A 26,624-nucleotide genomic window follows, 5' to 3' on the forward strand; every position below is an offset into this window, starting at 1 on the left:
TTCATCATGAGTGTGGAATCCGCACAGCCAGAACCGGCAACACCGGGAACTTCGAAGACCGATGCGATCCGCCGTCTCCGGCGGGTGGGTCATCATGGACTGCGCATGGCCACTATCGCGACAATCATCGCCATAGCCCTGATCGCGATGGGTTTTTTCCGCTTTACCGACATCATCGCGGATTTGAAAGTCACTGAAACGCCCGGCGACGTCGATGCTATTGTCGCCCTGACCGGCGGATACCAGAGAATAGATCAGGCGCTGGCGTTGCTTGAAGACGGTGTTGGCGAGCGCCTGTTGATCTCCGGCGTCAACCCTTCGACAAGCAGTGCAGCGCTTCGCCGCGCCACCGGAACGGAATCCGCCACTTTCGATTGCTGCGTTGACATCGGCTATGAAGCGCTCGACACCATTGGCAACGCCAACGAAACCGCCGTCTGGATCCGCCAGCATCACTATACCCGGATCCTGGTTGTTACCAACAACTACCATATCCCGCGAAGCCTGCTCGAACTCTCGCAAGCCAGCCCCGATGTGACCTTCATCGCCCACCCGGTCACCCATGCCGATCTGAAAACGGAAACCTGGCTGTCCGACCCCGTGGCACTGCGTACCCTGTTCGTGGAGTACGCCAAATATTCCCTCGCCCGGCTGCGGAGCTGGAGCGGCGCCAAGACTGCAAGCGGTTTGCGCGCCGATACTGGCGGTGATCGTCCGGTCTCGGCCAGTTTGCACTGATTTTCGCCCGCGCAAAGGTTTTCCGCCGCCAGCCGATGGTGTAACCCGGATCCCATGGGTCTGCCGGAAGCATCGGCCGGGCCGCACGCCAATCCGGAATCCGCAATGATTGTTCTTCGATCCATACTCTTCAATATCGCGTTCTACATCAACTTGATCGGTCGCATGATCGTGTTCTCCCCCTATTATTTCCTGGCAGAGCGCAAGGCGGCCTGGAGCGTGCCGAAGAACTGGGTCCTGGCCAATCACTGGCTGCAAAAGAAGATTGTCGGCACCACCTTCGAGATCGAAGGCCTCGAGAACATCCCGGCAGGAGGCTATATCTTCGCTCCGAAGCACCAGTCGTTCTGGGATGCCTATGCGCTTCTGCCCTGGCTCGACGATCCGTTTTACATTCTCAAGCGCGAACTGATGTGGATCCCGCTTTTCGGGCAGTATGTCTCCAAAATGGAAATGATCCCGGTTGATCGCGGCGCCAAGGGCAAGGTCATGGCAGCGGTTCTGGAGCGCACGAAAGCCCAGATCGCAAATGGCCGCCAGTTGATCATTTATCCCGAAGGCACCCGTCGGGCCGCCGGAGCGCCACCAAATTACAAATACGGAATTGCCCGGTTGTACCGGGACCTCGATGTTCCGGTCGTGCCGGTGGTCATGCATCCGGGCTTGTTCTGGCCGCGACGCAAGTTCCTGCGCTTTCCGGGACATTTCAAGGTTCAGGTTCTTCCGCCAATCGAGCCCGGCCTGGACCCTGACGCCTTCATGGAAAGGCTGATCGATGAGATGGAAACCGCAAGCGACAAACTGCTCGTCGAGACGGTGAAGGCCAATCCGCAGGTCCCCCTGCGCCAGGACGCCCGCCGCAGGCTGGCCGAGCTCGGCGCGCTTCCATCAGTCGTTAAAGACCTGTAAGGCGCTTGGCAGCCCGCCCGAGTTGATCCGGTGCGCGATGGCCTCAAGGTGAACATCCCGAATCCTCAGGGTTTTGAGATGATCGGCGGTGTTGAGAACATATTCTTCATTTTTGCCTGACTGGCCGACAGCACCCGACACCCGGGCCAGCGCGTCATCAACGGAAAGCCCGCCAGCGTACTGGGTGTGGCCCCGGTCAACCACATAGGTAACAGCGCTGACCCGGTGACCGGTCTCCAGCCGCACCAGGCTGGTTTTTTCGACATAGACATTGGTAACAAGCTCGCGCTCGCGTAAATAGGCAAGAACCGCATCCCGGGTATCCGACCGCACGCGGAAGGCGACTCCATGGCATGATCCGCCGCGATCAAGCCCCAGCACCAACCCCGGCCTTTCCGGCGTGCCGCGGTGAACAAAAGATCGCACACACAGCGCCCGGTGATAACCGAATAGCCGCGCCTGTCGGGTTTCTTCATGATCGAAACCCGGCCGCCACATCAGCGATCCGTAGCCAAACACCCAAAAATCGTCCATATCCGAATCCATATAGTCAAGCGCGACCGCCCTATGAAGCTAGGCAGTTGTGTCTTGATCCACCTTTCCGGCTGGCAAATCCTTCCGGATCTTGTTCCGACCACAATGACTGTCCTTATTGCAGGCCGTAAAGCGAGAACGCAATGCCATCCATTTCTCCAGAACCACACTCATTTTCATCGTCCCGCAAGATCGGCTGGCTTGCAGCGGCGACGGTCGCCGGGTGCGTGCTCTGGACCATTGGCTGGTTCCTCGTCGCCGAAAAGATCGAAGACAACCTGCCGGAGACGATGGCCCGGATCAGCGGCCCGAACGCAAGCGCAGGCTGCGCAAGGGCGGAGGTCCGCGGTTACCCTTTCCGTTTCGGCCTGTTTTGCCAAACCCTGTCCTACGGCAATACTTCCGAGGGCGTGACCGTCCTTTCAGGTGCGTTGCGCTCGGCCGCGCAATTCTATCGGCCCGGTCACGTCGTCGCCGAAATCGATGGACCACTGGCGATCACCGCGCCCGGTCTCGACGCCCGGGTGGATTGGCAAGTGCTGCAATCAAGCGTTCAGGCTGCGCCCGGCGGACTCAACCGCGGTTCGCTGGACGTCCGCAACGTCCGCTTCGACATCGATGCCGCCGGTTTGACGCGAAAATTTGCGATCCAGGCCGACAAAATTATCGCTCATGGCCGCAAGAATGGACCGGACCTCGATATCGCGCTCTATGGGGAGCAGCTTCAAAACAATCTTGTCACCAAACTGGTCGCAAAAGCCTTCACGCTGGAAGCAACCCTGCCCGGCCAGGCTGGCGTACTGGACGCGCCCTACAAGCCGATTTCCGGCCCATTCGATGTCCGGTTCCACCGCCTTGCAATCGAGCTGGATGACACATCCTCGCTGGAAATTTCCGGCCCGGTTCAAATCGGCGCCGACGGCCGGTTATCCGGGACTCTCGAGGTGACGGTCCGCAACCAGAAACGCTTCATTGAGCTTTCGACAAATATCAGTCCGGAGATCGCCAACCTGTTTAATCGCTTCGCCCCGGTGATTTCGTCACTCGACAGCAAGCCGGGCAAGGACGGCATTACCCTGCCGCTGACAATCGAGAACAATCGCGTCTCGCTGGGCATGTTCCCGCTCGGACAATTGCCTAACTTCTGATGGCCGTTACTCGGTTGCTGGCTTCAGGTCTGTCTTGTTGGCGTTGCGGCCAAAGTTCGGCGCGTCGGTATCCTGTCCGGCTTCGACGATGGACCTGCGAATTCCGCGGGTCCTGGTGAACAGCTCGAACAACTTGTCGCCATCGCCCCAGCGAACCGCCCGTTGCAACGAGGACAGATCCTCGGAGAACCGTGCCAGCATCTCCAGGATCGCATCCTTGTTGTGCAGGCAGACATCTCGCCACATCACCGGGTCCGAGGCGGCCAGACGTGTGAAATCGCGAAAACCAGACGCTGAATACTTGATCACTTCCGACTTGGTCACAGCTTCCAGATCATCGGCGGTGCCGACGATGTTGTAGGCAATGATGTGCGGCAGATGTGAAACGATCGCAAGCACCAGATCATGGTGCTCCGGATCCATTTGTTCGACCGTGGACCCGCAGGCTTCCCAGAATTCGGTGAGCCGCGCGATGGCCTTGGCGTCAGTGCCTTCCACCGGCGTCAGGATACACCAGCGTCCCTCGAACAGTTCCGCAAACCCGGCCTCCGGCCCGCTTTGTTCGGTACCGGCGATCGGGTGACCCGCGATAAAGTGAACATTGTCCGGCAAATGCGGCTGCATCTGGCGGACGACGGACGCCTTGGTCGATCCCACATCGGTGACGATCGCGCCCGGTTTGAGATGCGGCCCTATCTCCTGCGCCACTTGCCCGGATGCGCCGACAGGTACGGACACGATCACCAGATCGGCGTTGGCGACCGCTTCAGCGTTGGAAAGAAAATAGTCATCACCCAGACCAAGCGCGCGCGCGGCGTCGAGCGTCTCGGCGCTTCTGGTGGCGATTGTGACATGACCGGCCAGTCCCTTGGCACGGATTACACGCGCCAAGGATGAGCCGATAAGACCGATCCCGATCAGGGTGACATTTTCAAACAGCGGATCACTCATATGCTCAGGCCATAAATCCCTTCAGCGCGTCCATCACGCCGAGGTTGGCTTCCTCGCTGCCGATAGTCATCCGCAACGCATCGGGCAGGCCATAACCCGCCACCCGGCGCAAGATGAAGCCTCGCTGAGACAGGTACTCGTCCGCGTCCGCGGCGGTCTTGCCTGCCTCCGCCGGGAAATGAATCAGCACGAAATTGCCTACAGATGGCGTCGCCCTCAGGCCGAGGGTTTCCAGCGCTTCGCAGACGCGTCCAAGCCATTCTTCATTGTGTTCGACGGCGCGCTCGACATGCGCCCGGTCGCCAATCGCCGCCGCACCCGCGGTGATCGCCAGAGCGTTGACATTGAACGGTCCGCGCACGCGATTGCAGGCGTCGATGATGGCTTCATGGGCGTACATCCAGCCGATCCGGAGACCGGCAAGCCCGTGAATTTTCGAGAACGTCCGGGTCATCACGACATTCGGATTGGCCGAAACCAGTTCGATACCCGCTTCATAATCATTGCGGCGCACATATTCCGCATAGGCGGCATCCAGCACCAGGACCACATCGCCGGGTAGTCCCGCATGCAGCCGCCGAACTTCGCTGACCGGAATATAGGTTCCGGTCGGATTGTTCGGGTTGGCCAGAAACACGATTCTGGTCTTGTCGGTGACCGCTGCAAGTATCGCGTCGACATCAGTCGTCAGATCGGTATCGGGAACTGAAACCGGCGTCGCACCGGCGGCCATGATCTGGATCTTGTAGACAAGAAATCCATGCTCGGTGAACAAGCCCTCGTCGCCTGGCGTCAAATAGGTCTGGCACAGCAGCCCGAGCAGTTCGTCTGACCCATTGCCGCACAGTATGTTGGCGGGATTGAGCCCGTGAGCCCGGCCGATCGCATCCCGCAGCACATGCGCCGAGCCATCGGGATAGATCGCCAGATCGGCATTCCTGGCGGCCAGCGCCTCGGCAACCTTCGGACTGGGTCCCAGCGGTGATTCGTTGGACGACAGCTTGTGCACCTTGGCCACGCCGTGAGCCGTCTCACGTCCCGGCACATAGGCGGCGATATCCATAACGCCCGGTTTCGGGCGGGGCATGTCGGTGCGGCTCATGGAAAAGGTTCCTTGCAAACGAAAAACCAAGCGTAGAGAGGCGGAAATAGCCTCTCGCAGCGGTCTTGTCGAGAGTGGGGTCAGTCAGCGCGGTTTACTCTCCGGTGCGCCGAGCGCGACGTCTGCGGCGACAGCACCGGAACAAACACCCGGCGCGAAGCCCGCGCAGCCACCGGCAACCCCTGATACAGCCGCTTTTGCGCCTCAACGATGATGACGCCGGAGAACACCGGCCACATCTTGCGGCCAATCCGTTCGAACACGGCGCGCATGCGCAGGATCACCGCTCGTTCCGAGGGTGGAAAAAACAAGGCTTCGGCGAAAGCACCGGGGGTAAAGTTGCTTTCCCGCAGGATCGCGATAAGCTGGCCACGGGAATAAGGTCTGCCTGCGCCAAACGGCGTGTGCTCGAACCGGGCCCAGACCCCTCGGCGATTTGGCGCGACGATCACCAGTCGCCCGCCTGGCGCCAGCACCCGCCAGAGTTCCTTGAGCGTTTCGCGTGGGTTTTCGGCGAATTCCAGCGAATGCACCATCAAGATGCGGTCAAGTGCTGCATCCGGCAACGGCAGCTCTTCATCAAACACCAATGCCGTGGCCGACGGGCCGCCCGTTGGCCAGTTCACTGCACCCTGGCCCGCAGGCATGAAGGCGAAGGCACGCTCGGCATCGGGGCCGAACCGGTCAAGATACGGCACCGCATAGCCAAGCCCCATCAACCGCTCGCCCGGCAGGTTGGCCCAGATCGAAGACAGCGCCATGGCCACCGACTGTTCGGCAAGCCTGCCGAGCCGGGAATGATAGAACTGTCTCAAATCAACAATATCGGCATGCATGAGTGTGAACCTGAATGGATCGGGCGGCCTCGAAGGCAATCTTACACGCGTGAGACGAGCCCGACACCCGGAAAATCCATCTCAGTCAACTTGTCCTGAAGCCTGCGATCCATCAAACTTGGCATTGCGACCGGTCCCAAGGTGACGAACGGGGCACCCATGGTTATGCTCGGGCAATTGATTCAATCTCTCTTGGAGAAAAGCGGATGACAAGCCTCATGATCGACCAGTTTTCCTGCAGACAGGACAATTTCGGCGTCATTCTGCACGATCCTTTAACCGGTGAAACGGCGAGCATCGACGCGCCGGACGGGGGCGTGATCGCCAGGCGCCTTGAACAGGCCGGCTGGGAGCTCACCCATCTTCTGGTCACGCACCACCATCCGGATCATGTCGAAGGAATTGCCGCCCTGACTGAAGCCTGGTCGCCCGAGGTTATAGGTCCGTCCGCCGAGGCCGGCAAGATCGCGGGCCTGACCCGAACGCTCAGTGATGGCGACACGTTCGAATTTGCCGGCAGGATCGTGAAAATCATCTCCACGCCGGGCCACACGGCCGGGCATATCTGCTTTTACATTGCTGACGAAGATCTGCTGTTTGCAGGTGATACGCTGTTCGCGCTCGGTTGCGGTCGCCTGTTCGAAGGTTCGCCCGAGGACATGTTCGGCTCGCTTGCCCGTCTGGGCGAGCTTCCTGATGCGACCCGGGTCTATTGCGGCCATGAGTACACGCAATCCAATGCCCGCTTCGCTCTCACCGTCGATCCGGACAATCAGGCGCTGGCCGAGCGCGCCAAGCAGATCAACGACATGCGCGCCGAGGGATTGCCGACCCTGCCCACCACCATCGGGTTTGAGAAACGTACCAATCCCTTCATGCGAACCGGCGATCAATCGATCCGCAAGCACCTGGGCCTGGAGGCCGCCAGCGACGTCGCCGTGTTTGCCGAATTGCGCCGCCGCAAGGACAGTTTCTGATCATGAACCCAACCCTGTCGGCTCGCGAAATCATTGCCCTTTTGGACATGCGGGTACATCCCGAAGGCGGCTGGTACCGCGAAACATTCCGGGATACCGAAGGTGGGGAACGCGGCAATTCGACGGCGATTTACTATCTGCTTGAAGGTGGAGACTGTTCGCATTGGCATCGTGTCACCGACGCCGTGGAAATCTGGCATTGGCATGGCGGCGGGCCTCTAGCCCTGACCCTGTCGGCGGATGGATGCAACGCCGAGTCTCACCGGCTGGGCATGAACCTGAGCAATGGCGAACGGCCCCAGATTGTCGTGCCTGCCGGCTGCTGGCAATCAGCCGCTTCTCTGGGCGCCTGGACGCTGGTCGGCTGCACCGTTGCGCCGGGGTTCGAATTCTCCAGCTTCGAAATGGCGCCGCCGGACTGGCGACCCTCGCCGTTTCAGGGCGCACCGATCAAGCCAGAAGGCCAAGCGTGATCAGCAACTGGCCCGCATAATACAGCACCCACACCGCCGGGCTGGTCAAATGCCGGTAGGGACTGGTCTGCGCCATCAGAAATTTTTCCGACCCCAGAATCGCATCCGACGCCATGAACAACGCAACTCCGGCAAGCACCAGCCCGCCCAGCGTCACGCCGCCCAACCCCATGATGGCGATCGCCAGCACATAGGCCGCCACTGGCCCCGCCAGCGGACCTGCATTGCGCACCATTAAGTATCCCATTCCGAGCGCGAAAACCGCAATGGCCAGAAAACCCGGAACGCCTGCCGCTGTAAGTCCTGGACCCGACGAGATGAACAGCATGGCATAGACAATGTGAGCGGCAAGAAAACTGCCCAGACCGCCGAGGAATGCCACGTCTCCCTCATGCGCCAGAAAGGCGTCGCCCAGGGCTGACAACGCCAACGCAAGCGCCAGCAGCTTCGGGCCGCCAACCATCAGCGTCAGCACGCAAAGCAGACCGACAGCGAGCGTCTTGGCCACTGTCCGCACCAGCGAAACAGGCTGTGTGAGCAGAAACAGATAGGCCGCAAAGGCCAGCGCCGACAACACCACGATACCATTTCCGGCCATATCGAAATTGGCAAACGATCCGGTCATGACGATGGGTTTCCTTTCAGAAGATCCTTGGCCGCCAGGAACGCCCCGCCGGTGATCAACAGGCACGCAACAACGATGCCGATGCTCGCCCGGCCATGGCCGAACAGGATCAGTATCAGGGTTGACAACAACGGCGCGGCATAACTCGCCACACCCAGAACCTGGATATCGCCCTTCTTGACCCCGTAGTCCCAGGCGTAAAACGCCAGCCCGACAGGTCCAAGGCCAAGGCCGAGGACCGCCAGCCATTGACCGGAATTGTCCGGCCAGACAGTCGTTTCAAGAAGCAGGTGGCAGACCGCCGACAACACCGCCGATATCAGACAGAAGCCGGCGACGACATCCGTCGGCGTGGCGCCAAACCGCCGCGAGATCAGCGAATAGGCCGACCATGTCAGCGCGCACAGACCCGCCGCCGTGTATCCAAGCAGGTTGCCACCGCCGAACCCACCCTCGGCACCGCGCATCAGGATCAGCGCGGTTCCCGCCAGCCCCATGAGGGCGCCCGCGATATGATGCCAGCCAAGCCTCTCTCCCGGCAGCAGCGCCGATCCCACAACGATCAGCAGCGGCCACAGATAGGCGATCAACCCGGCCTCGACCGCCGGCGCATTCCTCAGCGCTGTGAAATAGAGAAAATGATAGCCGAATAGCCCAAACAGGCCGAACGCCCAGACTTTGGCCGGTTGTTTGAAAGCTCTGAACCGGGTGGGATCACGCATCATCGCCGAAAGGCCGATGACCGAACCTATCAGAAAGCAGATCGCGGAAAGCTGGAACGGAGGCATGGCGCCCGAAGCTGCGGTCAGCACCGCCAGCGCCGACCACATCACAACAGCCGAAAACCCGATCATTGTTGGAATGTTTCCCAAAACCCACCCCCGCATTGCCGTAGCGCAAGACCTGCCGGCAATGGCTTTCAATCCATTTTAGAACAAGGGACGCCTTTACCCGCCAAACCGGGTGGCCGCAACGATAACCTGACCGATCTTCGTCGGCACCTTGGCGTAGACGGGTGCATAGAGATCACCCTGCTCATGCTTGGCGAACCAGATTTCCATCGTCTTGAGTTCTGTCAGATACTGAATTCCTGAAGATCCCTTTCTATAGCCGGCTTTCGGCTCGAACCGGACGGAGCAGGCAATCGCATCGCCCGAGAAGCCCTTTGTCCGGAAAGGCCTGACACCCTTGGGCGTCAGATGCAGCGTCACCCGGGATTGCCCGTCAAAAATCGGCAGGCTGCGCGGACAGACTTTTGAACTGCCGGGAAACACCAGGCCCGAGAGCGGATCAAGCACCGACCGCATGTCGCCAGCAGACAGTGGCACCCAGCCGGCGCCGGAAGCCTTGCGCTTCGGGGTGTTGACCGACGACTTTACATTGCCCTCGCGAAACTCGATCTCCGTTTTTTGCGCATCCTTGCCGCTTGTATAACTGACCACAAAACTCGACGCCCACAGCCTGTCGTCTGCCTGGGTGCCCAACACGCTGACGCTACCGCGGGTTTTCAAGATGATGTCGGAAATTGCCGAAGTCTGCAGATTTCCCGAGATCTTGTAGGACGTCCCGTCGACTTCCGAGACAAAGCTGGCATAGGCCACCGGAATACCGATCAACCGCACGGAATAGTCAGTCTGGAATTTGACCGGTTCGGCACGAAGACCGGTCTCCAGGCTCAACTGCAAAATCGTCGCCATCATCAGGCTCAAAAGTGTCAACCGGACCCGTCTCATGCGAATTCCCCGATCATGTGTACGCGCGCCGCCCATCATTGTTCCTGATCCTGCCCCAAGCGGGCGCAACGCATCCCAACGTCTCGTTTTCAATGGACTGCGCGAAGGACACCGTGGCACTGTGAAATTAGGCATGTGAGCTATCGTCCCGACCTGTCCATTTGAATGCACCATGCATCAGGCTTGGCATACAATGCGACATTTCCATGCTCGCGGGCATAAAAAACAGTCGATCCGGGCCTGAAGCCGCACTTTCGCCGGTTTCGATGCCCTACCCCGCTTGACGCGGCTGGCTGGTCTGACTATAGACACGCGACTTCCGATAAAGGCCTGCGGTCCTTTGGGTGAGCCTCAAGTCCGGCTCGGCCCGTCCGCTGGCGAAGAGATAATAGGTGCAAAATGTCACGCAGCTGTGAATTGACCGGTAAGGCTGTTCAGTCCGGTAACAATGTCAGCCATGCCAACAACCGGACCCGTCGCCGGTTTCTGCCAAACCTGTGCAACGTGACGCTGATCTCGGATGCACTCGGCCAACGCTACCGTCTGCGCATTTCGGCGAACGCCCTGCGTACCGTTGAACATCGTGGCGGCCTCGACGCGTTTCTGGCCAAGGCCAAGGACGGCGAATTGTCGATGCGTGCGCGTCTGCTCAAGCGTCAGATCGCCAAGAAGATTGTTGAGAAAACTGCCGCCTGATTAAGGCTGACAGATCAATCATCGTGATGGCGGGCTTCTGGCCCGCCTTCGTTTTTTCCGCTGGTGGCATCAACCCAGGATAAAAAAATGCGAATGACCCTCTCCCTGTTGCCGTTCATGGCCGTCATGGCCGCTGTCGTCGTGGCATCGAACTTTCTGGTTCAGTATCCGGTCGACTTCGCGCTTGGCTCGCTCAATCTGGCGGATCTGCTGACCTGGGGCGCCTTCACCTATCCTGTGGCGTTTCTGGTAACTGACCTTGCCAATCGCCGCTTCGGCGCGGCAACCGCCCGCCTCGTGGTCTTGTGCGGTTTCCTTGTCGCCGTCGCACTTTCGGTCTGGCTGGCCACACCGCGCATCGCGGTTGCCTCCGGCTCGGCCTTCCTGACGGCTCAATTGCTTGATGTCTCGATTTTCAACAGGCTGCGAAACCGGGTCTGGTGGCTGCCGCCGCTGATCTCCACCATCATTGGCTCGTGTCTCGACACGCTGATCTTTTTCAGCTTGGCCTTTTCGCAAGCAGCCAACATCATCGGCCCCGGCGATGCCTTCGCCAGCGAAACCGCGCCGCTTCTGGGACTGTTCGCCATGGAAGCGCCACGGTGGATATCGTGGGCTCTGGGCGACCTCATGGTCAAGATGATGGTCGGGCTCGCCATGCTCGCGCCCTATGGCATTCTGATGCCGGTCCTGCAGCGTCGCGCGGTTATCTGACGCGAGAGGCAATTCGGGTTGCCTTTGAGTGGGAAGCCTATTGAGTTTCGCCCAGATAGCGGAATTCCAGCATCAGGTTGCGTTGCAGGATCGAATGATTGTCGTCCGATACCAGCGTGACAATGACCTGACCATTACGGTCCGTTGTCACGTCCAGCCCTTCCATATTGTCGATCTGCTCACCGAAATCGGCTTCCAGCACGATTGGACCGTCGACCAGGTTACCCTTTCCCAGCCGGCTGCCCTCGATCCGGCGGATCCGCATGCCGATGCCCTCGGCTATGGAGAACCGGCGCTCGAGCAGCAGCAGGTCGCCATTGGGCAGGAAATCACCATCGGTGATGTCGTAAGGCGGATGCCGCTTGACGAAGAACACGCCCTTGGAAGGACCGGTGAGAATGGCGGCATAAATATCGCCACTGGCGTTGAGACTTTTCTCGGACACGACAACCACCGCGCCCGCGTGCGCCGAGGCGTCGGGAGCGACCGTGATTGTCTCCAGACCGCGATTGCTGCGGAATTCCTTCAGCGGAATCAGCAACGGCAGTGAGCCTGTTGGCCTGGAATCGCCCGGCGCCCTGGCAGGATAGATATCCACCCGGCTGTTTCGCTCGAAACTGACCAGCACCTCGTCACCGCGCAGCGCCAGCCCCTCGGCGTCAAACCGCCATTTCTGGGTTGAAGCCGCCCCATCGGCATCGAGAATCGGTGATACCGAAAAATTTGTGACCCCGGTCAGCACCCCGTTGTCATCCCGCTCGAACTGACCGGCATACCAGAATCCGGTATCCATGACGCCAAGAAAGCTGGTCCTGTCCTCTGACAGGCGAATACTGGACATGGCCCCAAGCGCCAGGCTTGAAGAGCTTAATTCCAGCCCGCCCAGAAATTCGAAGTCGCCAAATCGTGTCTCATCGGAGCCGACCTTGAAACTGTTGATCTGCCGGGCTCTGATGTCGATTGTCGCGTCATCGGCGCGAAGCGGCATGACCACGGATGCACCCAGCACACACACGGCGCTGGCGATGATCGAAAGCCGCGCCATGGTCCTGGGCCGCATCACGCCCGCTTGCGTCCGCGGCGGGAAGACGGCCCGGCGGCTTCATCTGCAAAAAGTGCCGCAAGCTGCTCGGTCATTGCGCCGGCAAGTTCTTCCGCGTCGACAATCGTCACTGCGCGGCGGTAGTAGCGGGTGACATCGTGACCGATGCCGATGGCCAGCAATTCTACCGGGGAGCGGGTTTCGATCTCCTCGATCACCGCGCGCAGATGGCGCTCGAGATAGTTTCCCGGATTGACCGACAGCGTTGAATCGTCAACCGGCGCGCCATCGGAGATCATCATCAGGATCTTGCGCTGCTCAGGCCGCTTCTGAAGCCGCGAATGGGCCCAGATCAGTGCTTCACCGTCGATGTTTTCCTTGAGCAGGCCTTCACGCATCATCAGCCCAAGGTTTCGTCTTGCCCGGCGCCATGGCGCGTCAGCGGATTTGTAGATGATGTGGCGCAGATCATTGAGCCGGCCCGGCAGCGCGGGTTTGCCACCGGTCAGCCATTTCTCGCGCGCCTGACCGCCCTTCCAGGCCTTGGTGGTAAAGCCCAGAAGCTCCACCTTCACCCCGCAGCGCTCGAGCGTGCGCGCCAGAATGTCGGCGCAGGTGGCCGCAACCGTGATCGGACGTCCGCGCATCGACCCTGAATTATCGATCAGCAGCGTCACCACGGTGTCGCGGAAGTTGGTATCGCGTTCCATCTTGAACGACAGCGGCTGCATCGGATCGATAATCATCCGGGTCAGCCGGGCGCTGTCGAGATAGCCTTCCTCGAGATCGAAATCCCAGGCCCGGTTCTGTTGCGCCATCAGCCTGCGCTGCAGCCGGTTGGCAAGCCGTCCGACCACCCCTTGCAGATGCGCCAGCTGCTTGTCGAGAAAGGCCCTGAGCCGCTCGAGTTCGGCTTCCTCGCACAGTTCCTCGGCAGCGATTTCCTCATCGAACTCTGTGGTGAAAACCTTGTAGTCGATCTTCTCGTTGAGATCGGAGAAAGGGTCGCTCGACTTGCGTGTCTCGCCGGGCGTTTCGGCATCTTCGTCGCTGTCGTCGATGGTATCGTCATCGCCGGCTTCCGCGCCGTCCATTTCGCCCGAATCCATCTGCTCGTCGGAGGTTTCGCTCTCCTCGGCGGGTGCTGCGTCGGACCCGGCTTCCTCCTGCGAGGATTGATCGTTTTCTTCCTCGCTGCGCGGTTGATCGTCGTCAGAGACCTCGTCCTGGTCGTCCTGTTCGCTGTCGTCCTCGCCGTAGTCCTCAGCCATTTCCATGGCCGAGAGCATTTCGCGCACCACCCGGGCAAAGGCCTGCTGATTCTCGACCGAGCCTTCCAGTGATTCCAGCACGTCGCCGGCCTTGCCCTCGATGAAATCACGCCACAGCTCAACCACATGACCCGAGGAAGGTGGCGGCGCGCGGCCAGTCAGCTTCTCGCGCACCATCAGCGCCACCGCTTCTTCAAGCGGCGCATCCTCGCGGTTGACAATTCCCTGGTAATTGGCCCGCTTGTACTTGTCCTCAAGCATCGAAGCGAGATTGTCACCCACACCGGTCATCCGCCTGGCGCCGATGGCCTCGACCCGGGCCTGCTCGACGGCATCATAGACCGCACGCGCATCAGGCCCTTGCGGCGCCATGCGGGCGTGAACGGCGTCGTCGTGACAGGCCTTGCGCAGCGCAATCGAATCGCCAACGCCGCGGGTAACGGCGAAATCATTGCGCGTCGGGCGCTTGGGAAGATCTGGAAGCCGGGCGCGTTCACCCGAAATCCCGGGCTTGTCGGAGCTGAACGCGACTTCCAGCTCATGATCGCCGGCGATCGCCCGCACACAGCCGGTGAGCGCCCGCCTGAACGGCTCGGCGTCCACTGTGCCGGTAGGATTTGGTCGGGTGTTGTCGCCGCGTCCGGCCATTTCGATATCCGTCAGGCGGTTGCGCTGAGAACGATGTTGGCGGCACTTTCCTTCAACTCGATGCCGAAGGCGCGTTGATAGTGTTCAGCCACCAGCGCCCGCTCCAGTTCATCGCATTTGTTGAGGAAGGTCAGGCGGAAAGCGAATGCCACATCGCCAAAGATTTCCGCATTTTCCGCCCAGGTGATCACCGTGCGAGGGCTCATCACCGTCGACAGATCGCCGTTGATGAAGGAGGACCTGGTCATGTCGGCCACGCGGACCATGCGCGAGATCGTGTCACGACCATCGCCCTTGGCGAAGTCCTTGACCTTGGACGCGACGATATCGACCTCCTGATCGTGCGGCAGGTAGTTCAGCGTGGTCACGATCGACCAGCGATCCATCTGCGCCTGGTTGATCTGCTGGGTGCCGTGGTAAAGCCCGGTGGTATCGCCAAGGCCAACGGTATTGGCAGTCGCGAACAGGCGGAACGCCGGGTGCGGCCTGATGACGCGGCTCTGGTCCAGCAGGGTCAGACGGCCCGAGGATTCGAGCACGCGCTGAATCACGAACATTACGTCGGGACGGCCTGCGTCATACTCGTCGAACACCAGCGCGACATTGTGCTGATAGGCCCAGGGCAGGATGCCGTCCTTGAATTCGGTAATCTGCATGCCGTCACGGACGACAATCGCGTCCTTGCCGACAAGATCGATACGGCTGACATGGCTGTCCAGGTTAACGCGCACGCAAGGCCAGTTGAGCCGGGCAGCGACCTGCTCGATATGGGTCGACTTGCCGGTTCCGTGGTAGCCCGAAACCATAACTCTGCGGTTGTGCGCGAATCCGGCCAGGATGGCGAGCGTGGTGTCGCGGTCAAACAGGTAATCGGGATCAAGGTCAGGCACATAGGCGTCCCGTTCCTTGTAGGCGGGAACGGTGATGTCCGAATCGATGCCAAACACCTCACGCACTTTGACGGTGGTGTCTGGCAGGTTGGTGATATCGAGGTCGATCTTGCTCATCTTGTCTCCAAGGCCTGGCGTTTGTAGCCCACGGGCCGTCTATCCTGTCCGATCCTGCTTAGACTGTTCGCTTAGCAGAAACCAGACTGCTTTAACAATTGGTAGGCCTGAATGACGGCGCGAAAACGGTCTTCCGAACCGCGGTCGCCGCCATTGGCGTCTGGGTGATGTTGTTTGACCAGATCCTTGTAGCGCGTCTTGATCTCCGCCGATGTCGCGTTTGCGGCCAGGCCGAGGGTATCGAACGCCTTTGCCTCCAGCGATTTCACCTTGCGCGCCCGCACCGACCGGTTGGGTTTGGGGCCGTTGAAGAATCCGTGCGGATCGCGCATCCGCGCATGAGCGCTGGCGGATCCGGATTTGGCTGTGGACTGGGTCGGCCCGCTTCCGGCCGAGCGATCAACGCCCATTTTCCAGGTTGGCCGGTGTCCGGTCAGCGCCTCTTTCTGATAGCGCGCGATCTCACCATCCGACAGGCCCGAAAAATAGTTGTAGCCCTTGTTGTAGTCCCGCGCGTGTTCAAAACAGAACAGGAAGTATTGCCCTTCGGCATCACGACCGACCGGCGCGCGATGAACGCCCGGTTTGGAACACCCATCCCACTGGCATTCAGGCGTGGAGGGTTCAGCCGGGCGCTCGCCCTTGCGGCGGACCCGGATGCGGTCAAAATATTTTGAATCCAGTTTCATATCTTCGACTATGGTGCTCTGCACGTTAACGAACAAGGATTGACAGGGATGATTCAAGCTGCGTACCCCGTCTCGGCTTCGAATGCCACCATGCAAATGGTGACAGTCGTATTTTATGACCGCATCGAACACTCAGGAGCGTCTTCATGTCCCGCCAAAGCCGTATTGAAACAGCGCTGACCCAGCATTTCGAGCCCGAAAGGCTGATGGTGATCAATGAAAGCCATCTGCATGCCGGCCATCACCATTCCGACGGCGGTCATGACGATACCTTCGATGGCACCGGCGAAACCCATTTTCGCATCCGCATCGTCGCTCCGGCCTTTTCCGGCATGAGCCGCGTCGACCGTCACCGCGCCGTCAACGCCCTGCTCAAGGACGAACTCGATGGCGGGCTGCACGCCATGGCGGTCGAAGCGTCCGCACCTGGCGAAGCTACCCGCTGGTAGCACCAGCGCTCTCTTCGCCCGGTCCTGCCAGACCGTCCTGCAAGAGCCGCCTCAAAGCTTGTCGGCCGGCCTGATGCGCAACCGGGTGATTCTGTTGCGGTCCCGCTTCATGACGACAAAGCGCTTGCCATGGAAGGTGAAGGCCTGCTTCTCCTCCGGAATGGTTTGCGATTCGTGAATCACCAGACCCGCAACAGTTGTTGCCTCGTCATCGGGAAGCGACCAGTCGAGCGCCCGGTTGAGATCGCGAATCGGGACAGATCCCTCGACCACGATGGACCCGTCGGCTTCTTGGCGCACTCCCTGAACCTCGGTGTCGTGCTCATCCGCGATATCGCCGACGATCTCTTCAAGGATATCTTCTAGCGTTACCAGTCCTTCCACTTCGCCATATTCATCCACCACGATGGCAATATGGGCCTTGCGCCGCAAGAAGGCGTTGAGCTGGTCGGGCACGCTGGTCGTATCCGGCACGAACCAGGGCTTCTGGGAGATCTTGACCACATCAATCCGGTGCGGTTCGCTGGTGCCTTCCGCCAGCACCCGCATTACGTCCTTGGCATGGACGATGCCGATGATGTTGTCAGTCGAGCCGCGCCACACCGGCATTCTTGTATAGGGGCTTTCAAGCACCGCGCGGACATTGGTTTCCGGCGTTTCGTCGGCGTTGAGCATTCGCATCGAGGTGCGGTGGATCATCACGTCGGAAACTTCAAGCTCGCCCAGGTCGAGCACGCCGCCAAGCCGGTCGCGGTCTGCCTTGACCACCGATCCTTCGCGGTGCGCCAGATCGACCGCACCTCGGATTTCCTCATGCGCCGACAGCATAGAGGTTTCAGACGCAAAGGTAATCCCGAACAGCGCCATGATGTGACGCACAATCCAGTTGACGAAGCTCGACAACGGACCAACGACAAGGACGAAGGCCTTGACCAGCGGCGCCACCGTCATGGCGAACCTGTCGGGAGCTGAAATCGCCCAGCTCTTCGGCAGAACTTCTGCAAATATCACCAGAAGCAGGGTCATGGTCAGCGTTGCCACCGCCACGCCCTTGTCGCCAAAAATCGACAACAGCACACTTGTGGCCAGCGCCGAGGCCAGGATGTTGACCAGATTGTTCCCGATCAGCAACGCACCTATCAGCCGGTCGCGGCGTTCGATGAGCATGTTGACGGTCCCTGCCCTCAGGTCGCCATTGGTTTCCAGCGAATGCATGCGGGCTCGCGATGCAGCCGTCAGCGCCGTTTCGGAACCGGAGAAGAAGCCCGACAATCCGATGAGGATCAGGATCGCCAGAATTGTCAGGCCGTGGTCGGTCAGGATTGCGCCAATTGTTTCCAGCATCATGTTGCCCGCTTGTCTTCCAGGAATCGAAACACTTCATCCGGCGGCACGTCACTGGCCACAAAAGACTGCCCGATGCCGCGCGTCAGGATAAAGGTCAACGCACCGCGCCGGACCTTTTTGTCCTGCCCGATGTGCTTCATCAGTATATCGGTTGCAGGCAGCTCGCCTTCAATATCCGACATCCGGGTCGGCAGGCCAACCTCATTGAGATGATACCGGACCCTGGCGGCATCATCCAGGCTGGCAAGGTTCATCCGGGCGGAGAACTCATGTGCCAGCACCATTCCGATGGCCACACCCTCGCCATGCACCAGTCGCCGCCCGTCATAATCCGTTGCCGCTTCCAGCGCGTGACCAAAAGTATGACCGAGATTGAGCAATGCCCGCGCACCGGTTTCGCGTTCATCCGCAGCCACCACGTCGGCTTTTGCCTGACACCCGGTTGCAATGGCGCGAATCCGCGCCGGCCCGCCGAAGAACACCTCGCTCCAGTTCTTTTCAAGCCATGCGAAGAATTCCGGACGGTCGATCAGGCCATATTTCGCCACTTCGGCATATCCAGCGCGAAACTCGCGGATCGGCAATGTGTCGAGCACATCGGTGTCGGCCAGCACCAGGTCCGGCTGATGAAAGACGCCGATCAGGTTCTTGCCATGCGACGAATTGATGCCGGTCTTGCCGCCAACCGACGAATCCACCTGTGCGAGCAGGCTGGTCGGGATCTGGATGAAAGCCATGCCGCGGCGCACGATGCCGGCGGCAAAGCCGGATAGATCGCCAATGACACCGCCGCCCAGCGCCACCACCGCATCGCCGCGTTCAAGCCTTGCGCCCAGCACGTGGTCGCAAACCCGGATCAACTCTTCGAAGCGCTTGGTTTTTTCCCCCGGTTCCAGCACCAGCGGCACGGCTTCCACTCCACCGGCGGCAAGGCTCGCAAGCAATGTGTCCAGATGCGCTGCGGCAACATTCCGGTCGGTAATGACAGCACAGCGGATGCCTGGCTTGCGTCTGGCGATTTCGACACCGGCTTCGGCGATCAGCCCGGAGCCAATGACAATGTCATAGCTGCGCTCGCCGAGGTCGACGCGAACGATTTCACGGGAAGCATTGGAGTTCATGACGGTGACGCCTTTTCCTGGTCGGTAATGAACCGCGCGATCGCGGCAATGGCTTCCGCGGCAATTGTTTCCTTCGCCTCATCCCGCGACTGCACAGTCAGGTCCGCCTGAGCATACACCGGATATCGCTGGTCAAGCAGATCTGACAGTGTCTGTCTGGGATTGACGGTCTTGAGCAGCGGGCGTGTTTCGCGTTTGGATACCCGCGTCCACAACACATCAAGATCCGCCTTCAACCAGACCGACAGGCCGTTGGCCAGCATCATCGTGCGGCTGGCGTCGTTCATGAATGCCCCCCCGCCGGTCGACAACACACGCGGACCGGTCTTGAGCAGACGCTTGATCACCCGCGCTTCCAGCGCCCTGAATTCCGGTTCGCCATAGGCTTCGAACAGTTCGGGGATGGACATCCGCGACACCCGCTCGATTTCATGGTCTGAATCGACAAACGGAATATCAAGCATCTGCGCCACAAGCCGGCCAATCGCGGATTTTCCAGCGCCCATCAGACCGACAAACACCAGATTGCGGCGGCCGAGCACACGCCGCGCCTCAGCGATATCCTGCTCCGGAACACTTGCCTGCGGTTGCGTCAACACTCTCCCCCACCCTTGACGCGTCCCCTTGCAAACCGCAAACGATTTGGAGAAAGGACCATGCGCGGTTATCGGGTATTATGCCTTCTTTTGCGCCTGGACTTTACCGCTTTGCGCTGAAATCCAATGGTTGGCGCCTTCTATTGGCCATGTCCGGCGGCACGTCAAGCGCAGCCGACCGTCCCGTCCACCTTGAATCGGCGCGCACCCTGCCGCATAACAGCATCCTTGCCAGTTCGACGGAGTTCTTATGCCCTCACTGTTCCGATTCCTGTTCTTGTGCGCTGTGATCGTTGGCATCGTCTACGGCGCCATGTTCGCACTGGTAATTTACGTCGACCCGGTGGACCGCGAAGTCACCGTGCGCGTCCCCACGGAAAAACTTAACCGCTGACGAGGCCATTCCCTGCCATGCGCGATCTGAGCGCCGCCAATGCCGAAGCTTTTCTCGAAATGATGAGCGCCGAGCGCGGCGCGGCCAACAACACGCTTGAAGCCTACCGCCGCGATCTCGACGACGCTTCCGCTGTGCTCAAATCCATCGGATCGACGCTCGCCAGCGCCCAGGCTGACGACATCCGCTCGGTTATCAGCGACCTGGCTGCACGCGGATTTTCTCCCGCCTCCCAGGCGCGGCGGCTCTCCGCCTTGCGGCAATTCTATAAGTTCCTGCACGCCGAAGGCTTGCGCGCCGACGACCCTACCGGCGTGATCGATTCTCCGCGCAAGAGCCGCTCGCTGCCAAAAGTGCTCAGCATAGATGATGTCTCCAGGCTGCTGGCGCAGGCTGAAACGGATATCGAGATGGCTCGCGACAAGACGGAAGAATTGCAGCGCATCCGCTTTCGCGCACTTCTGGAACTGATTTACGCCACCGGCATGCGGGTCAGCGAACTGGTGAGCCTGCCCTACCGCGTGCTTGCTGATGAAGGCCGGTTTCTGGTTGTTCGCGGCAAGGGCGCCAAGGAGCGCATGGTGCCGATGTCACGTCCGGCGCGCGCGGCGCTCGATGCCTGGCTCGCAGCCATCGGCGATGCAGCGGAAGACGCCGGATTTCTGTTTCCGGCGAATTCGGCTGAAGGCCATTTGTCACGTCAGGTCTTCGCGCGAGATCTCAAGGAGCTCGCCAGCCGCGCCGGAATACCCGTGGCCAGGGTTTCGCCGCATGTGCTGCGCCACGCATTCGCCAGCCATTTGCTGGCCGGGGGCGCGGACCTCCGAGTGGTTCAGGAATTGTTGGGTCACGCCGACATTTCGACCACTCAAATCTACACCCATGTCCTCGATGAGCGGCTGCGACAACTTGTCAATGATCATCACCCCCTTGCAAAAGCCACAAAAAATCGCGATTAAGCCCGCTCGCACGCGAAGAACAAACGCGTGACAGATCCGTCTGACTGCGATTGACTGTGCCCGGCGACCCAAAACTGCGGATACCCGCGCGGAAGAAGTTTGATGCACCATTACCTTGATTTCGAAAAACCGATCTCCGACCTGGAGGGCAAGATCCATGAATTGAGGAAACTTGCCTCCGAGGACGAGAGCATCGACACCGCCGACGAGATCGCCCGGCTCGAAACCAGAGCCCGCGACGCCATGGCCGAAATCTATGGCAAACTCAATCCGTGGCAGAAGACTCAGGTCGCAAGGCATCCCGACCGGCCGCATTTCAGTGATTATGCCAAGACCCTGTTTGACGAATTCACACCGCTCGCCGGTGATCGCAAGTTCGCCGAGGATGCGGCAATCCAGGCCGGCTTCGCACGTTTTCGCGGCCAACCGGTCGTCGTCATCGGCCAGGAAAAGGGCCATGACACAAAGTCCCGTATCCGCCACAATTTCGGCTCGGCGCGTCCGGAAGGCTACCGCAAGGCAATCCGCGTCATGGAACTGGCCGACCGGTTCGGGATCCCTGTGGTCACACTCGTCGATACAGCGGGCGCCTACCCCGGCGTGGGCGCGGAAGAACGCGGTCAGGCCGAAGCCATCGCCCGGTCGACCGAAACCTGCCTCAATCTCCGCGCACCGCTGATTTCAATCATCATCGGCGAAGGCGGTTCCGGCGGCGCCATAGCGATCGCCACCGGAAACCGGGTCTACATGCTTGAACATTCGATCTATTCGGTGATTTCGCCCGAGGGTGCTGCGTCCATTCTGTGGCGCGACGCGACGCGTGCGCGTGACGCAGCCACGTCAATGAAGATCACTGCCGAGGACCTGCGCGATCTTGGCATCATCGATGGCATCATTCCCGAACCGGTTGGCGGCGCCCATCGCGATCATGACGGCGTGATCGCACGCGCCGGAGACACCATCGCGGCAGCTCTTGAAGAGATGTCCGGCCGCTCCGGCGACGAGCTCAGGCAGGACCGGCGCCAGAAATTCCTCAAGATCGGACGGCAAATCGGTTAGCAACCGCCGTAATCGGGCCACATTTGCAACGGTATCTGGGCCACCAAGGACAGCATACTTGCGGCCTGCCGCCATGGTGGTAAGGCTTCATGAACCATGTTTGGAATAGTGTTGCTCTGAAATTCCCGGCATCATGCCGCTTTGAAAGCACTATGCCCGCGCCGAAATCCGGCAATTGCGAAGTTCAAGAGACACCATGACCCAACTGCGAACGCTGCGATTCCTCCCCATACTGCTACTGGGCCTGACAGGTTGCCAGGACGCGCTCGATTCCGTCTCCAACAAGGTCGAACATCCGCTGCCCGCCAAGCTCGTCAACAAGATGAAGGCGAACGACATGAGCACGCGGTCGCCGATCATGATGCGGATCTTCAAGGAAGAGGGCATCCTTGAGGTCTGGAAGCAGAAGGGCAATGGCCGTTACGACGTCATTGCATCCTATGAAATCTGCAAATGGTCCGGCAAGCTCGGTCCGAAATTCAAGGAGGGCGATCGACAGGCGCCTGAAGGGTACTACCGGATCTACCCGGCACAGATGAACCCGAAATCAAGCTATTATCTGTCCTTCAACATGGGCTATCCCAACAGCTACGACCGGTCTTACGGTCGGACCGGCTCCAACCTGATGGTGCATGGCGCCTGCTCGTCGGCAGGATGCTATTCAATGACCGACGAACAGGTTCTGGAAATTTACGGCTTCGCCCGTGACGCGTTCAAGGGCGGGCAGGAGTTTTTCCTGGTCGAGGCGCTGCCGTTCCGCATGACACCCGAAAATATGGCGCGGCACCGCGACAGCGAGCATTTCGAGTTCTGGAAGATGCTGAAGGTCGGCTACGATCATTTCGAGCTGACAAAACGGCCACCCAAAGTGGATGTCTGCGAACGGCAATACGTCTTCAATCAGTTCCCCCAGGTCGAGAACGCCAGCTTCCAGGCCAACGCGACATGTCCGCCGGCAAGCGTACCGGCGCCCCTGGCTTCGGCCTACAACACTTACGAGCAAAACTGGAACCAGGATTTTCTCAAGGCAGCCTCAAGGTTTGACCGGGAAGAGGCCAAACAGATCGCGGCCAATGAGGCCAAGGCGGAAACCGAAGCCCGGCGCGCCGAACGCGAGGCCGAAGCCGCCGCCAGGATCGCCGCCAATGGCGGAAAATCAGCTGCTGTGCCGGTTCTCAGCCTGTTTTCGACCGGCAACCCCCTCAAGGCGCTGGCTCCGGGCTCTCAAGCCGCCAGCTCTCAACCGCCCGCCGAAACCTCCGCTGCGGCCGGGATTGAAGCGCAGGCCATGGCTGAAGAAGCAACGCCGGCGCCTGCCCCGGGCAGCATACCCGTGCCGACCCCCAATCCGGCGGCATCCGCACAGATAAACACCGCACAGCAGCAGCCTCAGGCCCAGCAACCCAAAAAGCAGTTCTGGAAAATCTGGAGCAAGAATTGAGCCGCGGCGATACGCTCGATCTGCGCGGGCTCAAATGTCCGCTTCCGGTGTTGCGCACCCGTCGGCATTTGCGCGATCTGGCCACCGGGGTGCGCATCCGGATCGAAACCACCGATCCGCTGGCGGTGATCGATATTCCGCACTTCTGCCAGGAAGACGGCCATCAACTTGTAAGCAGCCAGGCGATCGACGGCGGTCACGCCTTCTTGATAGAGAAGGCCTGACACGTTGAAACCCTGATCCGCCCTATCGCGGTGACGGCATGCCCGGAATGACCAACGGGTTGTTGGCAAGAGCGGCCCGGTCCGGACGCCCTATCCCGGGCTCATCGGCAAACGCCGAGAACAGCTCTCCGACAAAACCTTCAGGCATGTCCCTTGTGATCACCACAAGCCTGGTCTCAGGGCGCGCGCCTTCCGGCCAGGCCGGCAATCTCACCGGCTCCGACATCAGGCTTTGCACCGCATGCACCACAAGCGGGCGCGACGGATCATCCGACAATTTGATAATGCCCTTCATGCGCAGCAGATTGGGACCATGCGCCGAGCCCAGCAGGTCGAGAAACATCATGAGTGCGTCGGGTGAAATCGGCTTTTCGAAGACGAGGGAATCCGACCGGATATCGGCATTGTGCCGGTTCACGTCATGCGAATGATGATGGTGATGATCATGTTCATCTGTATGGCCGGCGGCTTTGGAACTCAGCCAGCGCGCCACATCAAGACCGCGGGTGCCTGGGTCATAGGCGCCGGTGTCAAACAGGCCTTGCGCGGTGACCCCGGGATCGCCGGCCTCCACAATCCGCGCCAGCGGGTTGAGGTCTTCCAGGCGCGCCCGCAACTCGTCGCAGGACGGCACAAGCCCGGTTTTCGACAGCACCAGCGTGTCGGCAACCGCCACCTGACGGCGCGCCTCCTCGTGTCCGGCGAGGGTGGAGAGACCATTGACCGCGTCGACAACGGTGACCAGACCTTCAAGCCGGTAGGATTGACCCAGCGCCGGATGGCCGATGACCGATTGCATGACCGGAACCGGATCGGCGAGACCCGTGGTCTCGATGACAACTCGCGAAAACGGCCTGATGCGTCCCGATTGCATCCGGTCCATCAGGTCGGCCAGCGTATCCACCAACTCACCGCGCACGGTGCAGCACAAACACCCGTCGGACAGTTCGATCACGCCGTCGCCGGAGCTCTCGACCAGCAGATGGTCAATGCCGATATCGCCGAATTCATTGATGATCAGCGCGGCGTCGCTGAGCCAGGGATCACTGATCAGCCGGTTGAGCAAGGTGGTTTTGCCAGCGCCCAGAAATCCGGTCAGGATCGACACGGGAACACCGCGCGGGGCCTTCCAGTCGCGTTCGGGTGAGCTCTCGGTGGTCATCACTCAAGTCTCTCGGGGTCAGATTTCAGGACGCGGGATCGGGATCGGGATACTCGAACGCAGCGGCATGGCCGTTGCGGCGGGTGCGGTTTTGGCGGGCGCCGCAAAGGCCGATGCGGCAAACGGTTCGACCTGCCCGGGAAGCGTACCGGTTGGCCGCGGCAGCGGGATCGGAATGCGCGACAGGGCGATCTCGGTGCTCACAGACGGCAGATCCGCAGGTGCCTGGACAAGGCGCGGCTCCCGGGTCATGGGTAGAATATAGGGCGAGTTGAGCACCATCTTACCCTCGACATCGCGGCCTTCATAACGGGCTTCCCGTGCCGCCTTGGTGCAGATATCGCCAGAAATGTCCGCCACCACGTCGCGCCCCTCGCCATAAGGCGTCAGACTCGAAAGCGTAATGCCACTCGCTCCGGTCGCCGTCAGGGCCTTGTTCAGCAGCCGTGCTGATTCCTCCGCTCTGGCTTCCTGTGACGGTGCGCCGAACACAACGCTGATCACGGTCTTGCCGGCACGGGTCGCCGAGGAGACTTGATTGAACCCGGAAGCGCAAATGAAGCCGGTCTTCATGCCATCGGCGCCCGGAAATCTTCCGATCAGCAGATTGTAATTGGTGTAGGTGGACTTGCCCATCGCAAATCCCTCATAGCTGAAGTACCGCGCGAACTGCGGAAATTCGCGACGAATGGCAACCGCCAGCACCGCCATGTCGCGGACCGTGGTGTACTGCCCGCTTCCGGGCAGACCGTTGGGATTGACGAACCGGGTGGAGATCATGCCCAGGCGAAGCGCGGTCGCGTTCATTTCCGCGACAAAGGCTTCCTCGCTGCCCGAAACAGCCTCGGCGATCGCCATGGCCACGTCATTGGCGGACTTGATCATCAGATATTTGAGCGCGGAATCCAGCGGGAAGCGCTGACCGGGCTTGAAATACATCTTGCTCGGCGGCTCCTTGTTGGCACGGACAGACATGGCAATCGGCGTTTCGAGGTTCATCTGACCCGATTTGAGCGCAGAAAACACAACATAGGCAGTCATGAGTTTGGTCAGCGAGGCGGGATACCAGCGCTGAAACGCCTGTTCGTGCTCAATCACCCGGCCCGAACCCACATCCACAACGATCTTCGGAGTGGCCATCGCATCCACGGAAACCAGCAGCGTCAGTGCCAGAACCACCATTCCCGCGCCGATCCGGCGCATCTGTACCATCAAGCTCATTCTGGACACCCGGTTTTCCAGCATTTTAAACGGCTTCCCGCCGTAGAAATGACATTTCGCATCCGGCTCGAGGCGATCGAACCACCGCTTTTTACTCGTCATAACCGCCTACTTAGCCTATATGGCGGTCAGATGGCAAAAGGCGAAATGCACACAGGCGTCTTTGCCGGATATAAAATCACGAAGCCATAGGGGTGAAAAATGCAACTTGTCGCCGATGTTGTTTCCATGAAAGACGAGGTCGCCGAATGGCGCCGCACACTCCACGCCGATCCGGAATTGCTGTACGATGTGCACAACACGGCCGCTTTCGTCGCTGAAAAGCTCAAATCATTTGGTTGCGATGAGGTCGTTACCGGCATTGGCCGGACCGGGGTTGTCGGCATCATTCATGGGCGCCCCGGTGGCAACGGACCGGCCATCGGCCTGCGGGCGGATATGGACGCGTTGCCGATCACCGAGATCACCGGCGTTCCCTGGGCCTCCCGCACCCCTGGCAAGATGCATGCCTGCGGCCATGACGGCCACACCGCCATGCTGCTTGGCGCAGCCCGTCAC

30 protein-coding genes are annotated in these 26,624 nt (G+C 60.3%); 14 read left to right on the forward strand and 16 right to left on the reverse strand.

What is annotated here, in order from left to right; all coding sequences use genetic code 11:
- Positions 1-6 precede the first annotated feature (6 nt).
- Both ABJN75_RS21550 and ABJN75_RS21555 read left to right on the forward strand, forming a co-directional pair.
- Positions 7-738 (forward strand): YdcF family protein, encoded by a 732-nt coding sequence (locus tag ABJN75_RS21550; protein ID WP_348441669.1) that lies wholly within the window; start codon positions 7-9, stop codon positions 736-738.
- Between the two features lie 105 nt (positions 739-843).
- On the forward strand, positions 844-1,647 hold the full coding sequence (locus ABJN75_RS21555; RefSeq protein WP_348441670.1) for a lysophospholipid acyltransferase family protein: 804 nt from the start codon (positions 844-846) through the stop codon (positions 1,645-1,647).
- On the opposite strand, the gene ABJN75_RS21560 is transcribed toward ABJN75_RS21555, so the two are convergent.
- Positions 1,627-2,181 carry a gamma-glutamylcyclotransferase gene (locus ABJN75_RS21560; protein ID WP_348441672.1) on the reverse strand — a complete coding sequence of 185 codons (555 nt, stop codon included), beginning with the start codon at positions 2,179-2,181 and terminating at the stop codon, positions 1,627-1,629. The genes ABJN75_RS21555 and ABJN75_RS21560 overlap by 21 nt on opposite strands.
- Positions 2,182-2,324: 143 nt before the next feature.
- On the opposite strand from ABJN75_RS21560, the gene ABJN75_RS21565 reads away from it, so the two are divergent.
- On the forward strand, positions 2,325-3,329 hold the full coding sequence (locus ABJN75_RS21565; protein WP_348441673.1) for a DUF2125 domain-containing protein: 1,005 nt from the start codon (positions 2,325-2,327) through the stop codon (positions 3,327-3,329).
- Positions 3,330-3,335: 6 nt separating this feature from the next.
- Here the strand turns inward: ABJN75_RS21565 and ABJN75_RS21570 are convergent, their stop codons facing one another.
- The 3 genes from ABJN75_RS21570 to ABJN75_RS21580 form a co-directional block, all read right to left on the reverse strand.
- On the reverse strand, positions 3,336-4,280 hold the full coding sequence (locus ABJN75_RS21570) for a prephenate/arogenate dehydrogenase family protein (protein WP_348441674.1): 945 nt from the start codon (positions 4,278-4,280) through the stop codon (positions 3,336-3,338).
- 4 nt (positions 4,281-4,284) lie between these two features.
- Complete coding sequence (gene hisC / locus ABJN75_RS21575; protein WP_348441675.1) at positions 4,285-5,382, reverse strand: histidinol-phosphate transaminase; 1,098 nt, start codon at positions 5,380-5,382, stop codon at positions 4,285-4,287.
- 80 nt (positions 5,383-5,462) lie between these two features.
- The gene (locus tag ABJN75_RS21580) at positions 5,463-6,218 is read right to left on the reverse strand and encodes a class I SAM-dependent methyltransferase (RefSeq protein ID WP_348441676.1); all 756 of its coding nucleotides are present in this window, start codon (positions 6,216-6,218) and stop codon (positions 5,463-5,465) included.
- 206 nt (positions 6,219-6,424) lie between these two features.
- Here ABJN75_RS21580 and gloB point away from each other — a divergent pair, with 206 nt between their 5' ends.
- The gene (gene gloB, locus ABJN75_RS21585) at positions 6,425-7,195 is read left to right on the forward strand and encodes a hydroxyacylglutathione hydrolase (RefSeq protein WP_348441677.1); all 771 of its coding nucleotides are present in this window, start codon (positions 6,425-6,427) and stop codon (positions 7,193-7,195) included.
- 2 nt (positions 7,196-7,197) lie between these two features.
- The gene (locus tag ABJN75_RS21590) at positions 7,198-7,668 is read left to right on the forward strand and encodes a cupin domain-containing protein (protein WP_348441678.1); all 471 of its coding nucleotides are present in this window, start codon (positions 7,198-7,200) and stop codon (positions 7,666-7,668) included.
- On the opposite strand, the gene ABJN75_RS21595 is transcribed toward ABJN75_RS21590, so the two are convergent.
- The 3 genes from ABJN75_RS21595 to ABJN75_RS21605 all read right to left on the reverse strand — a co-directional run bounded on the left by ABJN75_RS21595 (position 7,646) and on the right by ABJN75_RS21605 (position 10,026).
- On the reverse strand, positions 7,646-8,293 hold the full coding sequence (locus tag ABJN75_RS21595) for a lysoplasmalogenase family protein (RefSeq protein ID WP_348441679.1): 648 nt from the start codon (positions 8,291-8,293) through the stop codon (positions 7,646-7,648). The two genes, ABJN75_RS21590 and ABJN75_RS21595, sit on opposite strands and share 23 nt — an antisense overlap.
- A complete protein-coding gene (locus ABJN75_RS21600) occupies positions 8,290-9,147 on the reverse strand; it encodes a DMT family transporter (protein WP_348441680.1) in 858 nt (285 codons plus the stop codon). Before ABJN75_RS21600 ends, ABJN75_RS21595 begins: the two co-directional genes overlap by 4 nt.
- 93 nt (positions 9,148-9,240) lie before the next feature.
- Positions 9,241-10,026, reverse strand: coding sequence for a DUF3108 domain-containing protein (locus tag ABJN75_RS21605; RefSeq protein WP_348441681.1), 786 nt, complete (start codon positions 10,024-10,026; stop codon positions 9,241-9,243).
- Between the two features lie 399 nt (positions 10,027-10,425).
- On the opposite strand from ABJN75_RS21605, the gene rpmB reads away from it, so the two are divergent.
- On the forward strand, positions 10,426-10,722 hold the full coding sequence (rpmB, locus tag ABJN75_RS21610) for a 50S ribosomal protein L28 (RefSeq protein ID WP_348441682.1): 297 nt from the start codon (positions 10,426-10,428) through the stop codon (positions 10,720-10,722).
- Between the two features lie 87 nt (positions 10,723-10,809).
- The gene (locus ABJN75_RS21615) at positions 10,810-11,436 is read left to right on the forward strand and encodes a queuosine precursor transporter (RefSeq protein ID WP_348441683.1); all 627 of its coding nucleotides are present in this window, start codon (positions 10,810-10,812) and stop codon (positions 11,434-11,436) included.
- Positions 11,437-11,473: 37 nt separating this feature from the next.
- Here the strand turns inward: ABJN75_RS21615 and ABJN75_RS21620 are convergent, their stop codons facing one another.
- From ABJN75_RS21620 to ABJN75_RS21635, 4 genes are all read right to left on the reverse strand, one after another.
- On the reverse strand, positions 11,474-12,496 hold the full coding sequence (locus ABJN75_RS21620; protein ID WP_348441701.1) for an esterase-like activity of phytase family protein: 1,023 nt from the start codon (positions 12,494-12,496) through the stop codon (positions 11,474-11,476).
- On the reverse strand, positions 12,496-14,397 hold the full coding sequence (cobT, locus tag ABJN75_RS21625; RefSeq protein WP_348441684.1) for a cobaltochelatase subunit CobT: 1,902 nt from the start codon (positions 14,395-14,397) through the stop codon (positions 12,496-12,498). The genes ABJN75_RS21620 and cobT overlap by 1 nt, the downstream gene beginning before the upstream one ends.
- An 11-nt stretch (positions 14,398-14,408) precedes the next feature.
- A complete protein-coding gene (gene cobS / locus ABJN75_RS21630) occupies positions 14,409-15,404 on the reverse strand; it encodes a cobaltochelatase subunit CobS (RefSeq protein WP_348441685.1) in 996 nt (331 codons plus the stop codon).
- Positions 15,405-15,475: 71 nt separating this feature from the next.
- Positions 15,476-16,093 carry a J domain-containing protein gene (locus ABJN75_RS21635; protein ID WP_348441686.1) on the reverse strand — a complete coding sequence of 206 codons (618 nt, stop codon included), beginning with the start codon at positions 16,091-16,093 and terminating at the stop codon, positions 15,476-15,478.
- Between the two features lie 146 nt (positions 16,094-16,239).
- Between ABJN75_RS21635 and ABJN75_RS21640 the strand changes: the two genes are divergently transcribed.
- Positions 16,240-16,542 (forward strand): BolA family protein, encoded by a 303-nt coding sequence (locus tag ABJN75_RS21640; RefSeq protein ID WP_348441687.1) that lies wholly within the window; start codon positions 16,240-16,242, stop codon positions 16,540-16,542.
- A gap of 51 nt (positions 16,543-16,593) precedes the next feature.
- On the opposite strand, the gene ABJN75_RS21645 is transcribed toward ABJN75_RS21640, so the two are convergent.
- From ABJN75_RS21645 to ABJN75_RS21655, 3 genes are read right to left on the reverse strand one after another with little or no spacing between them, the layout of a single operon-like run.
- Positions 16,594-17,886, reverse strand: coding sequence for an HlyC/CorC family transporter (locus ABJN75_RS21645; protein WP_348441702.1), 1,293 nt, complete (start codon positions 17,884-17,886; stop codon positions 16,594-16,596).
- Entirely contained in the window at positions 17,886-19,010 is a 1,125-nt protein-coding gene (aroB, locus tag ABJN75_RS21650) for a 3-dehydroquinate synthase (RefSeq protein WP_348441688.1), read from the reverse strand. The genes ABJN75_RS21645 and aroB overlap by 1 nt, the downstream gene beginning before the upstream one ends.
- The gene (locus tag ABJN75_RS21655; RefSeq protein WP_348441689.1) at positions 19,007-19,606 is read right to left on the reverse strand and encodes a shikimate kinase; all 600 of its coding nucleotides are present in this window, start codon (positions 19,604-19,606) and stop codon (positions 19,007-19,009) included. The genes aroB and ABJN75_RS21655 overlap by 4 nt, the downstream gene beginning before the upstream one ends.
- Positions 19,607-19,856: 250 nt before the next feature.
- On the opposite strand from ABJN75_RS21655, the gene ABJN75_RS21660 reads away from it, so the two are divergent.
- The 5 genes from ABJN75_RS21660 (at position 19,857) to ABJN75_RS21680 (ending at position 23,683) form a co-directional block, all read left to right on the forward strand.
- Positions 19,857-20,000, forward strand: a complete 144-nt coding sequence (locus ABJN75_RS21660) for a histidine kinase (RefSeq protein WP_348441690.1) — start codon at positions 19,857-19,859, stop codon at positions 19,998-20,000.
- Between the two features lie 17 nt (positions 20,001-20,017).
- On the forward strand, positions 20,018-20,959 hold the full coding sequence (xerD, locus tag ABJN75_RS21665; RefSeq protein WP_348441691.1) for a site-specific tyrosine recombinase XerD: 942 nt from the start codon (positions 20,018-20,020) through the stop codon (positions 20,957-20,959).
- Between the two features lie 102 nt (positions 20,960-21,061).
- Complete coding sequence (locus ABJN75_RS21670; protein WP_348441692.1) at positions 21,062-22,018, forward strand: acetyl-CoA carboxylase carboxyltransferase subunit alpha; 957 nt, start codon at positions 21,062-21,064, stop codon at positions 22,016-22,018.
- A 196-nt stretch (positions 22,019-22,214) separates the two neighbouring features.
- Entirely contained in the window at positions 22,215-23,459 is a 1,245-nt protein-coding gene (locus tag ABJN75_RS21675) for a L,D-transpeptidase family protein (protein WP_348441693.1), read from the forward strand.
- Complete coding sequence (locus ABJN75_RS21680) at positions 23,456-23,683, forward strand: sulfurtransferase TusA family protein (protein WP_348441694.1); 228 nt, start codon at positions 23,456-23,458, stop codon at positions 23,681-23,683. The genes ABJN75_RS21675 and ABJN75_RS21680 overlap by 4 nt, the downstream gene beginning before the upstream one ends.
- Before the next feature lie 22 nt (positions 23,684-23,705).
- Here the strand turns inward: ABJN75_RS21680 and ABJN75_RS21685 are convergent, their stop codons facing one another.
- Positions 23,706-24,845, reverse strand: coding sequence for a GTP-binding protein (locus ABJN75_RS21685; protein WP_348441695.1), 1,140 nt, complete (start codon positions 24,843-24,845; stop codon positions 23,706-23,708).
- An 18-nt stretch (positions 24,846-24,863) separates the two neighbouring features.
- A complete protein-coding gene (locus ABJN75_RS21690) occupies positions 24,864-26,027 on the reverse strand; it encodes a D-alanyl-D-alanine carboxypeptidase family protein (RefSeq protein ID WP_348441703.1) in 1,164 nt (387 codons plus the stop codon).
- A 240-nt stretch (positions 26,028-26,267) separates the two neighbouring features.
- Here ABJN75_RS21690 and ABJN75_RS21695 point away from each other — a divergent pair.
- Positions 26,268-26,624: M20/M25/M40 family metallo-hydrolase (locus tag ABJN75_RS21695; protein WP_348441696.1), on the forward strand; the 357-nt coding region annotated here is incomplete at its 3' end.

It is taken from the genome of Hoeflea sp. (assembly GCF_039975035.1).
GTDB lineage: Bacteria > Pseudomonadota > Alphaproteobacteria > Rhizobiales > Rhizobiaceae > Hoeflea.